This window comes from Anaerococcoides asporogena (genome assembly GCF_029590275.1).
Taxonomy (GTDB): Bacteria; Bacillota; Clostridia; order Clostridiales; family Clostridiaceae; genus JG1575.
This window is the reverse complement of sequence record NZ_CP120965.1, coordinates 2,507,163-2,523,244: the sequence shown is the minus strand read 5'-3', so window position 1 is coordinate 2,523,244 and position 16,082 is coordinate 2,507,163. Positions and strand designations below refer to the sequence as shown.

Annotated in this window: 11 protein-coding genes; 8 read left to right on the top strand and 3 right to left on the bottom strand. The window is 48.4% G+C overall.

Annotated elements, in window-relative coordinates; all coding sequences use genetic code 11:
* Nucleotides 1-237 precede the first annotated feature (237 nt).
* From P6M73_RS11615 to P6M73_RS11605, 3 genes are all read right to left on the bottom strand, one after another.
* On the bottom strand, nucleotides 238-3,606 hold the full coding sequence (locus tag P6M73_RS11615; protein WP_277853215.1) for a GtrA family protein: 3,369 nt from the start codon (nucleotides 3,604-3,606) through the stop codon (nucleotides 238-240).
* Entirely contained in the window at nucleotides 3,603-4,583 is a 981-nt protein-coding gene (locus tag P6M73_RS11610; RefSeq protein WP_277853214.1) for a glycosyltransferase family 2 protein, read from the bottom strand. The genes P6M73_RS11615 and P6M73_RS11610 overlap by 4 nt, the downstream gene beginning before the upstream one ends.
* A 322-nt stretch (nucleotides 4,584-4,905) precedes the next feature.
* Entirely contained in the window at nucleotides 4,906-6,243 is a 1,338-nt protein-coding gene (locus P6M73_RS11605) for a D-alanyl-D-alanine carboxypeptidase family protein (RefSeq protein ID WP_277853213.1), read from the bottom strand.
* A gap of 150 nt (nucleotides 6,244-6,393) precedes the next feature.
* Between P6M73_RS11605 and P6M73_RS11600 the strand changes: the two genes are divergently transcribed.
* The 8 genes from P6M73_RS11600 (at nucleotide 6,394) to P6M73_RS11565 (ending at nucleotide 16,067) form a co-directional block, all read left to right on the top strand.
* On the top strand, nucleotides 6,394-6,996 hold the full coding sequence (locus tag P6M73_RS11600) for an NUDIX hydrolase (protein WP_277853212.1): 603 nt from the start codon (nucleotides 6,394-6,396) through the stop codon (nucleotides 6,994-6,996).
* A gap of 114 nt (nucleotides 6,997-7,110) precedes the next feature.
* The gene (locus tag P6M73_RS11595) at nucleotides 7,111-7,935 is read left to right on the top strand and encodes an undecaprenyl-diphosphate phosphatase (protein ID WP_277853211.1); all 825 of its coding nucleotides are present in this window, start codon (nucleotides 7,111-7,113) and stop codon (nucleotides 7,933-7,935) included.
* Between the two features lie 68 nt (nucleotides 7,936-8,003).
* Entirely contained in the window at nucleotides 8,004-8,786 is a 783-nt protein-coding gene (locus P6M73_RS11590) for a serine hydrolase (protein WP_277853210.1), read from the top strand.
* A 117-nt stretch (nucleotides 8,787-8,903) separates the two neighbouring features.
* Nucleotides 8,904-9,476, top strand: coding sequence for a helix-turn-helix domain-containing protein (locus P6M73_RS11585; RefSeq protein WP_277853209.1), 573 nt, complete (start codon nucleotides 8,904-8,906; stop codon nucleotides 9,474-9,476).
* Between the two features lie 253 nt (nucleotides 9,477-9,729).
* Nucleotides 9,730-10,284: a hypothetical protein gene (locus P6M73_RS11580; protein WP_277853208.1), complete on the top strand. Its 555-nt coding sequence runs from the start codon at nucleotides 9,730-9,732 to the stop codon at nucleotides 10,282-10,284.
* Nucleotides 10,274-10,861: a folate family ECF transporter S component gene (locus tag P6M73_RS11575; RefSeq protein ID WP_277853207.1), complete on the top strand. Its 588-nt coding sequence runs from the start codon at nucleotides 10,274-10,276 to the stop codon at nucleotides 10,859-10,861. The genes P6M73_RS11580 and P6M73_RS11575 overlap by 11 nt, the downstream gene beginning before the upstream one ends.
* 220 nt (nucleotides 10,862-11,081) lie before the next feature.
* Nucleotides 11,082-13,046, top strand: coding sequence for a DNA gyrase/topoisomerase IV subunit B (locus P6M73_RS11570; RefSeq protein WP_277853206.1), 1,965 nt, complete (start codon nucleotides 11,082-11,084; stop codon nucleotides 13,044-13,046).
* A 12-nt stretch (nucleotides 13,047-13,058) separates the two neighbouring features.
* On the top strand, nucleotides 13,059-16,067 hold the full coding sequence (locus tag P6M73_RS11565; RefSeq protein WP_277853205.1) for a DNA topoisomerase (ATP-hydrolyzing): 3,009 nt from the start codon (nucleotides 13,059-13,061) through the stop codon (nucleotides 16,065-16,067).
* The last annotated feature ends 15 nt before the right edge of the window (nucleotides 16,068-16,082 follow it).

Sequence of the window (16,082 nt, the reverse complement as noted above, 5' to 3'; positions counted from 1 at the left end):
GATTCGTCAATATGAACAAAGCGAGGTTGAAGCCCCTGGGTGGGGTCAACCTCGCTTTGTTTCTTTATCGACTCTCTTTCGAGTGATATCGGTCCATGCCGATTGTATCCCTGGAAGTTTTTTTCTAAGGGAGGAACCTTCTCAGGGAGGAACCTTCTCAGGGAGGAACCTTCTCAGGAATCTTCGTTCCATGGAAGAAATATTCCTGGGAATTCTCCTTGTTGATTTCTACGCTGGTTAATCAGCGGGAGGATCATTGATTTCCTTCAGCTCGTCTGGAAGGGAATAGCACCGGTTATCAAACTCCAGATCATCCGGCCGACAGGCACCCGAAAGATCGGGCGATGTCACAGGAACGGACGGTTCGGGTTCTTTCAGCTCAGGCCGGAGGTGGGATCTTCTTTGAATTTTAACTCCTTGTCCGGATTCTGAAGCCAGAATAGAATCTTCCAGCGGGACAATGGGAGACAGCACCTGCGGATTTACCGGGAGTATCAGTTTATGAGTCCGGCGGCGCCAGACATCATAGCCAACCAGGGCAATTAATGTTAGCAGGGTAATGATTAAGCCCGGGATAAAGCCATAGGAACGGAACTGGAAGATCAGTTCATGGGTTCCCGGTTCCAGTGCAATGCCGGACAGAATCCCGTTCATTCGTTCAATCGGCAGAGGCTTGCCGTTATCCTTTACTGTCCAGCCTTTGTTGTAGGGGATATTCAGTACCAGGATGCCTTTCTCTGTGTTGGTAATGGTTCCGGTAATGTGATTTCCCGATACCACCAGGTTTTCCATGTTGTACTTGTTGCGCTGCTCGATGAGCTGTTCATAATCACTCAGATCAACCCGGTGCAGATAGAAATCCTTGATTTCATAAGATTTCTTGGCAGCGGTCCAACGGATGGATGGTTCATTGCCGTTCAGAGCCCAAGTCCAATTATTGGTGTAGTAAACATAAGGATTGGATTCGTAGGATTTAAAAACGGTTTTTTTGTTGACGGTCTGGTCAAATTCTTTCTGGTCTTCGGGGCGAAGATAGTTGTGCAGGTACAGCTGAGAGGTATCATAAGGTTCAGGGATGGTAAAAGTAACTGCGCCGCCTTCGTCAAATTCAATGCGCTGACCGTTGAAATAGACTTTGTCAAAGGTCATGACGGAATCGGTCAGTGGAATTTCTTCCGAGCGGACAGGGGTGCCTTGAGGCAGGATTGGTTTCCCTTCCGTGATCGCGAAATGCATCAGGTTCATATCCATGTCGGGTTTGATCATCTGATAGACTTCGGTGACCGGAAGTTCTTCCTCAAACCATAAGTCCATTCCGACGGTATACTCGTTTACGTACAGGGTGTATTTCTGGTTGGAGTAGACTTTTTTGTAATAGGGGACTGGCTCGTAGCTGCCATTTTCCGTGATGAGATATTTGACGCCCAGGAGACCTTCCAGGTAGAGCCGATCATCCAGGTTGTTGAACGAGGAAAGATAGACAATATCATGGCGAATATTCAGGATCCGCTTGATCCAGTCATGCATGTTGCCATCGGTCATAGAGGAAAATGTCGATATACCATAGTAATCATAATAGGTAGTCGCATTTTCCATGCGGTTATTCCGGAAAACGGTACGGAAAAATTCATTTTCCGACGGGACAACCCGACTCATGATATCAATCAGCTCGGGGCTTTTCATTTTCTCGGTTTCCATTTTGGCTGAATTCAGGTTCAAATTCTGATCCCCGGCATAGGCCAGGTTATTTCCAACCATAATGCCGAAAATGAGCAGAACAACGACCGCGTCACTAACCTTGCGCCATTTGATTTGCCTGATCTGCTGACGCAGGGCAATCAGCAGGAACGCAGCCAGATTAAAGAGAAGGACCGCCACATATTTGTCCTTGTCATCAAATCCTTTGATAACGTCCCAGCGCAGATAGATCAGAACCGAGGAACCAATGAAGATGAGCCCGAGCCAGAACAGATTGAAATGGTGGGGCTTTTTCATTTCATCCAGGATATCGGCCAGGACATAACTGAATACAAAGAGCAGCAGATAGAACCATCGTTCCGAGTGGTAATTCATCCCGTTGAGGAAATAACCGGTAAACGGAAGCATATACAGGATCAGGAAGGTCAGCAGAAGGAAAATTTTTCGGTCGGTGAGCTCTGAAGTCCTGCGATAATTTATGAATAAGGCAAGGATTATGAGCATCGGGATCCCCAGGGTTGAGTTGTTGAAGAACAGGTTGATCGGCATGTTCATATAGAAATCCTGGGAATAGAACAAGGAAACGGGATTCACCGTATCGAATCGGTCGATCCGCAGGAAAGCGAATGCTGCCGGAAGAAACGCGAACATGGACAGCAGCAGCGCTGCGATGCCCTGCCAGGCATAGCCCCCGACTTCCCGGAACCAGTTTGCAGCTTTCTCCCGAAGGCTGCGGCCGTAATTTGGAGACTTCGCCATGATCAATACAAAGAGAATAAAAAACAGATAAGTATGGTAGGCGAAGTAATAATTATTGATTGCAGCCAGGGCAGCTGATATGACCAGCGGCCAGAAGTTTCGTCTCCTTTCCCAAATCCGATAGCCCAGGACCATGAGAGGAACCCAGAGATAAGCATCCGTCATGAAATCAAAGAAATTGGCGTTCCACATGTAATAAATGCCGCCGCCATAAACCAATGCTGCCGCGAAGGACGAGCCCCTGCTGCGTTTTTCGTAGCGCAGGAGTCCATACATGAGGGCCATGATCCAGACTTGCTTATAAATGGAAATAAAAAGCTTGAGGTTGAGAGAATTTTCCAGGGTATACCAGGACTCCGGCAATGTTTTAAACAAAGGCAGCAAGGACCAGATAATCGGTGCTGTCGTATAATAGTAGGAGAACTCAGAGAAGATATCACCGCCCATGCCATAGGTCCAGGCCCAGAAATGTCCCTTGATCAGCACTTCTTTAATAAGGTAAGGCAGGAAAAAGATCATTTGAACCGTTGAGTCGGTATGATCATCACCATACAGGAAGCCTGATTTGAAAATGTAGCGATGAAGCAGGAGAGAGAACAGGATCAGGCCAGCCAGAATGAGCAGGTCCTTGGTATCCAGCCAGCGCATCTTCTCGCCTAATTTCCGGGCTTGAAGCTGATAAGGGCTGTCATATTTGGAGGCTGAAGAAACAGGTGTTCCTTCTTCCCTGGTGAGAATCAGACGGGTGACCAGATAGGTTACCGGTATGGCGGCTAGTGAAGCCAGCAGGCCGGAGATGTTTTTGGCCAGGTGAAGCTGTTCTACCAGGAGCCAGAGTCCGGCTTGACTGATCAGGTAATTTGGCAGTGTAGTAAGCGGGAATCGGATGAACTTCTTGAGCGTTGGCTTTGTTTTGAAGGTGAAATAGGTATTAAGAAAAAAAGAGCCGATCATGGAGAGCACAAAACCCAGGGTGAAGGCAACGGGGTAGGCGATGCTCAGTTTGAGGAAGAGATTATACCAGAGCCAGAAATGAAAGGTGTTGAAAACTCCGATCAGGATAAAACGAAGCAGGGAATGGTTCCAAATGGAACCATCCCTGACAGAGCGGATCAAATTGTTAAACTGTTGCTGCATTTGTTCTTTCATGGTGCGTTGTTTCCTTTATGGTTCGCCTCGCTGCGTTCTGTAAGGTCAGGAATATTGGATTCCTGAACCAGAAAATGAGGGCGCCCTTTCACTTCATAATAAATTTTTCCAATATATTCACCCAGCACTCCGACGGAGACAAGCTGTACGCCGCCCATGATCAGGATGGCTGAAATCATCGTGAAATAGCCTGGTTCTTCAATTCCTACCACCAGAACCCGGACCAGGGAGTAAAGGATGTATAAAAGTCCCAAAAACATGGTGATGGCGCCGATGTAGAAGCTGACTCGAAGCGGCTTGTCGTTGAAACTCATGATTCCATCCGCTGCGTAGCGCAGCAGGGCTTTGAGGCTCCATTTCGTTTCTCCGGCTTCCCGCTGAACATTCTCATATTCAATCACGGTGGAGCGGAAACCGATCCAGGCGAACAGACCTTTGGAGAAACGGGTGTATTCGCGCATGGACACCAGCGCATCGATGGCTTTACGGGAGAGCAGTCGGAAGTCGCCGACGCCATCTTCCAATTTCACATCAATCAGGTGATTCACCAGGCGGTAGTAAAGTTTCGACAGAAATGTCCGGCCTTTCTTATCACCGCTGCGAGTTCTTTTTGCAATGACCTGATCGAAACCGGCCCGGCCCTGATCCATCATTGCCGGAATCATCTCCGGCGGATGCTGCAGATCGCTGTCCATGATAATGCCAAAATCACCGGAACAAAAACTCAAACCAGCCAGCATGGCAGCTTCCTTGCCGAAATTGCGGGAAAAACTGATGTATCTGACACGGGGATCTGATGCCGCAACCTGCTTGATCTCCTCCAGCGTCCGGTCGCGGCTTCCGTCATTGACAAAAACCAGCTCATATTCATAACCGGTTTCGAAGCTGTCCCGGGACAGAATCGAGGTGAGTCGTTGATGAAGTTTTCGGATTGATTCCTGCTCGTTGTAAGCTGGCGTGATGACTGAAAGCAGCATGGTCGATTCTCCTGAAGGCAGAAGCCTGTTTTATAGTGAGGCAATGAAAAGGTTTCTTTATTATTATACCAGTCTATTTTACCTTACAAAGGCAATCCCTTCAATTTCAAAGCGGTAACGAAAGAGGTAAGGCCTTTCATTCGCCTTGCAGCAGAGAAACTGGTCTTCTCTGAAGGGACTCATTACAAACTAACGTCAGACCAGCAGACCAGCAGACCAACAGACCAACAGACCAACATATTTATATACAGACATAGGACATCCGGGATCTGAGATCTGAGCCGTAAAAAAAGACTTCCAGCGGAAGTCTTTTTGAAACGTATTATATTCGATCTGTGAAGTTGGTTCGGGCTGTTTTTCTGCGTTTGGCCTGGCGTTTTGATCGGATTTTGTGCTGGGTAGATTTTCTCGATCGCAGACCTCGAATGATGAGGAAAAGAATGAGCGCCGCCGCGAGGAGGCCGCCCACTGCCAGTCCGGCATAAGGGACTGCATTTGGCATGATAATGGAGTCGAAGGTATTTGTCTGGGAGAGCGCTTTGGTGGTCAGGGTCGTTTCCCCTTTGACCAGGGTGATATCTGCCACCGGGAGTCCCTCGTTCAGTTCGAACACATCCAGGTTGGATAGGGGCTTAACTGACGGAGTGAGACCTTCCGAGTCATTGTTGATGGTGTTGTTGTACAGCATGAGATCGTCCTGAATCTGAGCCTTGATCTGAACTTTTTTAATGGGTCCGAACCAGCGGAACAGCTTGTATTCAGCGGTAATGCTGTCAACCGGTGTGCCTTTGGTCACCATGGCAACCTTTTCCATGGCATAGGCTTCATCTGCCATGGCGGCCATATCAGTGAACACCAGGGTGCTTTTGCTGGTGGTTCCGTCATTCAGTAGTACCTGAATCACTTCCCGGCCATCCCGCACATAAATACCGATCAGGCAGCGGCCGGCTTCCGGTGTAAAGCCGGTTTTTCCTCCGACATTACCGTTGATGCCCAAGAGCTGATTTGAATTTTTGATGTCACCGATCTTCTGATTCTTGGTTCGGATATTGGCAGTCTGGGTGGCAATGATTTCTCGAACCCAGTCGTTGGCATAAGCTGCTTTCGCCAGTTTTGCCAGATCATAGGCTGTCGTGTAGTGCTCCGGATCGTGCAGTCCAGACGGATTGACAAAGTGAGTGCTGGCCATGCCGAGTTCCTTGGCCTTTTCATTCATCATCTGGACGAAGCCTTCAATCGTAGTGCCAACATGTTCCGCGGCCACAACAGCCATATCATTGGCAGAGGGCAGGAGGATGGCTTTCATGGCGGCATCTGCCGTGATCGTGTCGCCTTTATAGAGCTTGTACATATTCTTATTAATGGCAAAGGAAGGCTGTTTCAGCGGTTCTGTGCCAATCTTCAGGGCATCTTCGCGATCTGAGTGCTCTGCCAGAAGCAAAGCAGTCATAAGCTTCGTGATGGATGCCGGAAACATCTTCTCATTCATATTCTTTTCTAAAATGATTTCATTATTCGTCAAATCATAGGAAATGGCGGCCTTAGCCTTCACTCGGGGCTCTACCGGCAGCAGTTTCTTCGACGTGGTTGCTCCCAAAGCCGGGACACTGAGGCTGAAAAGAATCAACAGCGACAAAATAAAAGAACTAATTTTCTTCATAAATCTCCTCTTGTACGATAAGTTCATAATTTAACAAAAATTAAATGGGATCGATGGCGGAAATGGTATATTATTATAAAGGAAGAGCGCTTGTGCTACATTTATGTTAACACAGGACCATTTTTCAGTAAATGACAGGAGTTTTTTATTTTGCTTGACTTGGACATCTTCCGTCAGTGGGAATGCCGTCCCTTTGGCAATCGTCGCCAAAGTGCCGTCCTTTTGCTGATTCAAACGATAGGAGAAGAACAATATTTAATTCTGGAAAAGAGGGCTCTGACACTGCGTACGCAGCCAGGTGACATCAGCTTTCCCGGGGGGCGAATTGAATCCGAGGAGACCCCCAGCCAGGCGGCGGTAAGGGAAACCTGTGAAGAAGTTGGGCTGAAACCTTCTGAGATTACGTTGATTGGACCCCTGGAGTTCTACGTCACCCACTATGGAGCAGTACTATACCCGTTTGTGGGGATAACCACGGTGCAGGATTTCGTGCCCAGCCCAGACGAAGTGGACCGGATCATTCGGGTGCCGCTGGCCTGGCTGATGGATCAGGAGCCGGAGATATATACCTTGAGTGTGAATCCTGTCCCTGCGGAAGATTTTCCGTATGACCGGATTCAGGGCGGCAGAAATTACCGCTTTTCGGATGTCACAATCGACGAGTATTTTTATCGCTTTGAGAACCACCATATCTGGGGCACGACGGCTCGGATTCTGCATCACTTTCTGGAGCGCCTGAAACAAGGGCAGTGACGGATGACCATGGATCCGCAAGTACTCATTAAATGGTGCGGCCTGATAGGGGTTCTTTACGAAACCAGCCCCTGAATTTATAATTTATAGTAGACATAAGGAGATCATTTTCCCATGGACATCATGTACATCTTAAAAGGCATTATCATCGCCATTGTAGAAGGAATCACTGAATTTCTCCCCATCTCATCCACCGGTCATCTGATTATCGCCAACGACCTGATTGGATTTGGCAATGGCGGTTTCGAAAAAATGTTTATGGTTGTGATTCAGCTGGGAGCCATCCTGGCAATCATCGTACTGTACTGGGAGAAGCTGGTAGGACTTCTGGTTTCTCTGCTTCGCCGGGAACCCAGGGGAATCCGCTTTACCATCGCTTTGCTGGTCGGAGTCATTCCTGCTGCCATCCTCGGGTTTTCCCTGGAGGATCTCATCGACGAGAAGCTGTTCAGTATCCCGACCGTCATCCTTGCTCTCATTGTGGGTGCGCTCATGATGATCTGGTTTGAGAAGAAATACCGCAATCAGGCCGCGATCACAGAGGTGGACCAGATTACACCTTCTGCGGCATTAAAAATCGGACTGTTTCAGTGCCTGTCCCTGTGGCCGGGGTTCTCCCGGTCAGCATCCACCATCATGGGCGGGTGGCACCAGGGGCTGGCTCCCGAAGTTGCCGCTGAGTTCTCTTTTTTTCTGGCGATCCCCATCATGTTTGGGGCTTCCGGACTAAAACTGGCGAAATTTGGAATGGACGGAGGCTTCGCTGCCATAACATCCACCCAGATCGTTACCCTGATCGTTGGGTTTGCTGTAGCCTTTGCCGTGGCACTGATCTGCGTGCGGGCCTTTATGTCCTACATTAAAAACCAGCCGATGAAGGTGTTTGCATGGTATCGGCTGATCCTGGCCGCTGCTTTAACCGTGAAAATTCTGTTCTAAGACGTTTCTGTCCGGAACCTTGGTGGAATCCATTCACTGATTTTGAAAATCCTGTAGGAGGATGCAATATGAAAGATATTAAAAAGTACCTTGACGAAGAAAGAGACGGGAGATACAGCTTCTATTTTGAAGACTTGGATGGAGCCTATACCTATGGCTATAATCAGGATGTCCCGCAGACCAGTGCAGGCTGCATGAAATTAATGCTTGCCGTCGCGTTTCTCAAAAAAGTTGAAGAAGGCATGTTCTCCATGGATGAACTGGTCCCGATTAAAGATGAGGATAAAAAACCCGGATCTGGAATCCTCTATGAATTCATCGAGCGAACCTACACCATCCGTGAGCTGATTTCATCCATGCTTGTAGTAGGTGATAATACAGCAACCTATAAGCTGATGACATTGCTTGGAGTGGATCAGATCAACATTATGTTCCGGGAAATGGGGCTCACCCATACTCACATCAGTAATTTGCCTGGAAATGAGTCAAATACTACGACTGCATCGGATATGGCGAAAATCATTAAGCTGCTCTACAAGAAAAACTATCTGACGGAGAAGCATTCAGACTACATCATTGACCTGATCCGACGTCGGGTAAAATCCAAAATCGCTTTCTATCTTCCGAACAAAGTTCGCAACCAATTCGCCAGCAAGACCGGCGATGCTCCGGGCATTGAGAATGAAGTAGCATTAATTAACACCGAATCGGGTAATTTCGTCTTCTCCATCATGTCCCATGACCTGCCCAACTCGGTTTATGGCATGATTTCTCTGGCTAAAGCCGGCATGATGATCTGGAACAGCGTTCATGAGAACTGGGAAACTGTTCAGAAGGAAACGATGGAGTAACTGACTGGACAATCAAAAGCATTTAATGAAGAAGCGCCATCAGCCCGTCTTGGTATGCTCCCTTAAGAGAGACAGTGAAAAAAGAAAATCACTGTTGATCATAAAGGGGGCATTTTTATGTCGTACCGATCAAAACGAAGTCCTGAGGAAATAATACAAATCCTAACGGATTATCTATCCGGTAAACTGTCCATGATCGATGCAGCCAATATGGCTGGAGTGGATAAGAGCACAATACGCGGCTGGGTGAGCCTTTATCAGCAAGAAGGTTCGTTGGGACTGTTGAATACAGGCTCTCAGCGAAGCTACACTGCGGCCTTGAAACTGGCAGCAGTCAAGGCCTATTTGTCAGGAAAAGGAAGTTTGCGAGACATTTGTATAGAGTATAAAATTCGCTCCGAAAGACAGCTCAGAGATTGGATTAAGGTTTATAATAGCGGCAAAGACTTCAATAATCGAACAAGAGGAAGCCGCATGAAATCAAGTCGCAAGACTACCCAGGAGGAACGACTCAAAATTGTTCGGGAGTGTCTGGAGTTAGGTCGGAATTACACAGAAATTGCACAAAAGTATCAAGTCAGCTATCAGCAAGTCTACGGATGGGTGGAAAAATACATTGCACTTGGAGAAGCCGGACTGGAAGATCGACGAGGGAAGCGAACAGCCCAGCAGGAAGCCAGGACCCCCTAGGAAGAGTTAAAGATCGAGAATGACCTGCTGTTGAAAGTATAATTCTGTGAAATTCTTATTCTTTTTCGTTGTCCTATTGACGGGATGCACACCAGCCCGTCTGGGAATGATGGCGGTTCTTCATTTTAAACAAATGATTAATGTATGTAGTTATAATGAATTTTTCGGGATTTTCTTGTCAGGCTGCGGCTTACAGAGTATGATTGATTGGTACAGAAACTGTACCAATCAAATAACTTGTCGGAGGTGTATTATGCAAATAAGTAACAAGTTAAACACAGCTGATTTTGTAGAGCTCCAAAAAATATTGATGGAACACTACAAGCCGGGTGGCGGTTTTATCTTTGTGATGAAATACCTGGTGAATTTTCTCTATGCCCTGGTAGTTTTCCTGGGATTCTATTTCATTTTGCAGCGAATTGCTCAAGTGGACAATCTCATCGTTCCTGCCATCGCCGGACTCATTGTGTTTGTACTGTTGCTCTATTATCATCCCAGAATTTTAAAAAGCCGTCTGATGCGGGCGATTGAAAAAGCCTATGCCAAGTCAGACATCCGGGTGGAACGGGATCTGACCCTGACCAAAGAAGGATTTCTCAGCAGGGATGAGAAAGAAGAAAAGTCATACCAATGGACAGATTTTGATCGCTATGTTCGCAGCGCCAACAACTACTTTTTAAAGTTGAAGAATGCGGATGAAGGGTTCATTATTAAAGGCGATCATTTAACGAAAGAAGAAACGATGATGCTGGAAGATTTTATGTCCGGTAGCGGATTAGCCATCGAGGAGAGAAATCATGCAAAATAGTGAAAACAAAAGACAAGTCAGTCGAGTAAGAGAAATCGTGTTTATGGGAATAATGATTGCCCTGGATGTACTGGCCGTACGCTTTCTTAGCGTAGAAACACCAGTGATGCGGGTCGGACTGGGATTTTTGGCGAACATTATCGCCGGAATGTATCTGGGTCCGGCAAGAGCAGGCATTGTGGGACTGTTGGCCGATCTGGTTGGATTCTTCATGTTCCCGAAAGGAACCTTCTTCCCAGGATTTACGATCTCAGCCGCTGTGAATGGAATTCTGGCGGGATATTTCCTGGAAGGCAGGAAATCCGCTAATTTCAAGTGGTTTGTGTCATATGCCATCCTGTCCACGTTGCTGGTGGATACGCTGATGAACACGATCTGGCTGGTCATGATGCATCATAATGGCGATATGTCCTTCTTCTGGACCCGCCTCAGCATCCGGATTCCCAATCAGGTGGTCGTCACCGCGTTGAAGATCATCATGGTTCCCCTGTTGTACAACACAGTATTTAAACGGCTGCGTGCTGTCGGGGTTGAACGTCCCGGCATCCGCGAGAGTTCAGCAAAATCGATCAATTAATGGGATGAAATCCCTGAAACTTTCCTCAAAGTCTGCCTGGCTTTCTTGTCAGGAAAAAAGTTGCATGGCCTAAATCAAGGCTGATGCAACTTTTTTCGATTTTAGAACACTATAAATAGAACACCTGTGCTCATTTACGAATAAAAATTGTTAGTTATGCCAAAAGTAGGTATAATAAAAGAAGCGAAAAGCAAGTCAAATAAAGGTTGGGAGCGTTTTTATGCCAATCACTGAAATAGAAAAAACCTCATATAACGTGACGGATCTGACCAGTCTGGATAAACTGGAACCGGTTCGGATCCGTCCGGGAATGTACATTGGAAATACCGGCAGTCGAGGCCTGCATCATTGCCTCTGGGAAATTCTGGATAATGCCATTGATGAAATAACCAATGGCTATGGCGACACAGCCACAGTCATACTACACAAGGACCGATCCTGCACGGTCATGGACAACGGCCGGGGAGTACCAACGGGGATCCATCCGACCAAGAAAATCAGCGGGGTCGAGATGGTCTATACCGAACTTCATACCGGGGGAAAGTTCAATAACAAGAATTACAAAACTGCGGGCGGCCTCCATGGTGTTGGGGGGTCGGTTGTAAATGCATTGTCGGAATGGTTTGAGGTAGAGGTGCATCAGAATGGAAAAATCCATTTCATGCGGTTTGAACACGCCTTTGACAAGAAGTTTGGCCGTCTGATGCCGGGAACTCCGGTTACGAAACTGGAAGTGACCGGTAAGACACAGGAATCCGGTACCAGAGTTCATTTTCTGCTGGATAAAGCGGTCTTTGGGGATCATCAGTTCAAGCTGGAACCCATTGATGAGCGCATGAAGGAGCTGTCGTTCCAGAACAAGGGAATTACCCTGAAACTGATCGATGAGCGGGGACCGGAAGTGATTGAAAAAACTTATCATTCCGAAAACGGTCTTCTGGATTTCATTGCCTATCTGAATGAGAGCAAATCACCGATTCACGACAAGCCAATTCTGTTCGAAGGTGAACGAAAAATCAATGAGCAGAATCTGGTGGGAGAAGTTTGCATCCAGTTTACGGACAGTGCGTTGGAGACGATCGCATCGTATGTCAATAACATTCCAACGTCAGAAGCCGGTACTCACGAAACCGGTTTTAAAACCGGCATGACCCGTGCGTTCAAAGAAATGGGCAAACGGTTGGGTCTGCTGGCACCAAAGGATGATTTTGAAGGGGATGACCTGCGCGAAGGCATGACGGCGATTGTCAAGGTACGGCTCACCAATCCGATTTTTGAAGGCCAGACCAAGAACAAGCTGGGAAACCAGGAGGCACAGACTCTGATGGCGGACCTCACTTACACCAAGCTGTCCGAGTGGATCGAGGACAACAAGGATGTGGCGGCCCTGATCGTAAATAATGCCGTTGAAGCGGCCAAGCGGCGGGAGAAGATCAAAAAAATCGCCGATCTGGAACGTAAGAAGATTGGAAAGGGAACCAGTCCGCTGGCCGGAAAAGTCATGGTCTGCAACGGCCGGAATCGGGCCATCAATGAATTCATCGTGGTAGAAGGGGACTCCGCCGGCGGGACGGCCAAAAAAGCCCGGGATGCCAGTTTCCAGGCGATCATGCCATCCAAGGGCAAGATCATGAATACGGAGAAGCAGAAACTCGAGAATGTCCTGGCATCGGAGGAGCTGAAAATCTTCAATGCCGCCATTGGCACGGGTACTCTGGATAATTACCGGGAAGAAGATTTAAAGTACAGCAAAATCATCATCATGAGCGACGCCGATGTCGACGGATATCACATCCGCACCCTGTGGATGACCTATATTTACCGCTACATGCGCCCCCTCATCACCAACGGCCACCTCTTCCTGGCTCAGCCTCCCTTATTCAAGGTGTATAAGAAAGTCAGGGAAAAGGGCAAGGAAAAAGAAATCAGCAAATACTGCTTCAACACGGATGAACTGGAACAGGTCAAGAAAGAAATTGGTTCCGGATATCAGATTCAGCGCTATAAAGGACTGGGGGAAATGAATGAGGATCAGCTTTGGGACACAACCCTGAACCCTGCAACCCGCACCCTCTACAAGGTCACCATCGAGGATGCGGCCAAGGCCGAACGGATGGTGTCTCTGCTGATGGGAGATGTGGTGGAACCCAGAAAGAATTATATGTACGCCTACGCAGAATTTTAAGGAGATCACAGCATGTCGAAAAGCATAATACCTAAGGATCAAAATATCATCGATCTCCCGCTGGAAGAGGCGATGCCTGACAATTACCTGCCCTACGCCGTAGAGGTAGCCAAGGACCGTGCTCTGCCAGATGTGCGGGACGGACTCAAGCCGGTTCATCGGCGGATTCTATATGGAGCCTATCTGCTGAAAGCCTACCCGGATCGAGCATACATGAAGTCAGCTCGAATTGTCGGTGACATCATGGGTAAGTTCCATCCCCATGGCGACTCATCCGTCTATGATGCCATGACGATTCTGGCACAGGACTTTTCTACCCGTATTCCCTTAATCGAAGGCCAGGGCAACTGGGGTTCCATGGACGGAGACTCAGCCGCAGCCATGCGTTACACCGAGGCCCGCTTGTCCAAAGCGGCCATGGCCCTGATCGGAGATATTGATTCCAATACAGTGGACTTCGTCAATAACTACTCAGATACCGAGACCGAACCGGTCGTCATGCCCGCCAAATTCCCCAACCTACTGGTCAACGGGTCCTTTGGCATCGCGGTGGGTCTGTCCACCAACATTCCACCCCATAACCTGGGAGAAATCATCGATGCCACCTGTGCGCTCATTGAAAACCCTGAGCTCACAGTGGAAGGGCTGATGAAGTACGTACCCGGTCCGGATCTGCCCACCGGCGGAACCGTTATTGGGCGAGACGGGCTGAAGGCGGCGTATGAAACCGGAGAGGGCAAAGCGGTTCTGCGGGCTAAAACCCAGATCGAAAAGTTGGACAACGGACGTCTGGGCATTGTTATTACTGAGTTTCCCTATCGCAAGAACAAAGCCCGCATTCTTCAGACCATCTCCGAAATGACCGGCGATAAGAAGCATCAGAAGGCCCTGGAGGCCATTACTGACATCCGGGATGAATCCGGCCGGGCTGGTGTCCGGGGAGTCATTGAGCTGCGCAAGAGTGCCGGGGAAGAGGAAGCGGATCGGGTCCTGAAGTACCTTTTAAAGAAAACGGATCTGCAGAGCAATCTGAACTTCAACATGGTAGCCATCGATAAAGGCAAACCAGTCACCTTTGGCATGAAAGGAATTCTTTCAGCTTATATCGAGCATCAGCGGGAGGTTATCACCCGACGCACTCAGAATGAGCTGGAAATCGCCGAACGTCGGTTCCACATCGTCGAGGGCTTTATGCACGCCATTGATGTCATGGATGAACTGATTATCACAATCCGGGCATCAAACAACAAAGCGGATGCCAATTCCAACATTCAAAAACAGTTCGGTTTTACCGAGATGCAGGCGACTGCGATCCTCGAATTAATGCTGTACCGACTCACCGGACTGGAAATGAGTGCCTTCCTAAAGGAGCACGAGCAGCTGGCCAAACTGATCAAGAAGCTGAAGGGAATCCTGGCGGTTCGGCGCAAGCTGGACGATCTCATCGTGGCGGAGCTGAAGGAGACCAAGGAACAGTTTTCGAATGAACGCAGAACTCTGCTCATCGATGATGAAGGGGAAGCAGCCATACACGTTGAAGAACTGATTGTAGTGGAAGACTCCATGGTGACCCTGTCGCAGGAGGGATTCATCAAGCAGATGCCGTTGAAGAGCTATCACCGCTCATCAGCCGATCCGGCTTCCATTGAGTACCGGGAAGGTGATCAGCTGATCGCTCACTTTGTGACGAATACCCTGGATCAGGTGTATTTGTTTACGAATCTGGGCAATCTCTTCCAGCTGGAATCCAAACGAATTCCCGAAGCCAAATGGAAAGACAAGGGCACCCGCTTTGATGAATTCCTTCGCACCAAGCTGGATGATGAGGAGAAGGTCGTAGCGGCTTTCAGTCTGCCCCGGATCAGTGAGGCCATGATTTTTAAGTTCTTCACAGACAAGGGCCGGATTAAGCGAACCCTGGGCGAAACCTATAATTCGAAATATACGAAGCTGGTTGCCCTGAAACTGGCACCTGGCGAGCGATTATACGGAGTTCTGATTGAAGAGGGTCAAAAGCTCATCGATCACCGTACTCAGCCGCTTGTTCCCACGGCGTCAGGCCAGATGCAGGAAGAGGATTCCATGATCCTGACACAGATCAATCCGGAAGAAGACTGGTCTGGAGAAAACGGGGCAGTGTCCGTTGAGTATCAGCGATTCCCAGAATTCTTAAGCATAACCACGGAACAAGGACTCACATTCAGCGTGCCGGAGGGCGAATGCGAGGTGCGGGATAAGATGGTTCTGCCAGATCGCTTTGCTGTTATACCGGAAAAAGATCGAATCGTGCAAATCCGCTATGTATTTGACTATGAGATCAAACCCTACGAGCTGGAAGTAACCGACCGTGGAGAAATCAAGCCGATTCAGGGAAAACGTAAGACGGCAGGATTCGTTTTAAGAGGCGATTCATATTCTGAACTGATTTTCCTGACAGCAGACGGCATGGGACACAAGCTTCCGGGCTACCTGTTTGAGAACCTGAAAAGTCCGGTGCATTTATCCAGCCTGTTCGATTTTGAACCGAGAAAACGACGCATTGTGGGAGCATTCACCGGAGACAGCAGCCAGTTGATCGAGGAAGAAATCATCCTGGCCACAGCCAAGGGACTTATCAAGAGAACTCTGCTTCACGAATTCCTGTCTGCTCAGGACAGTTTTCCAGTGGTGAAGTTCAGGCATCCGAAGGATCAGCTGGTATTTGCCCAGGTACTCTCCAATCCCTCGGAGGTGGTTATTCTGCTGACGGAGCGCGGCATGGCCATCAAGTTCTCGGCGGAAGGAGTATCCCAGATGGGACGCACCGCCGGCGGCGTACAAGGCATGTCACTAAAGGAAGAGGATCAGATTGTCTGGGGAAGTTTGGAAATGGGCTATAAGACGCTGGAGCTTGAAACAAACCGGGGCGGGAAATCAGAGGTCAAAGTAACCTCCATTAAAAATCAAAACCGGGCGGGAAAGGGTTCCAACATCATGAAGATGGTGCTGGATGAAACGATCAGCAAGGTGACGCCAAAATAAGGTCCGATGCTTTGA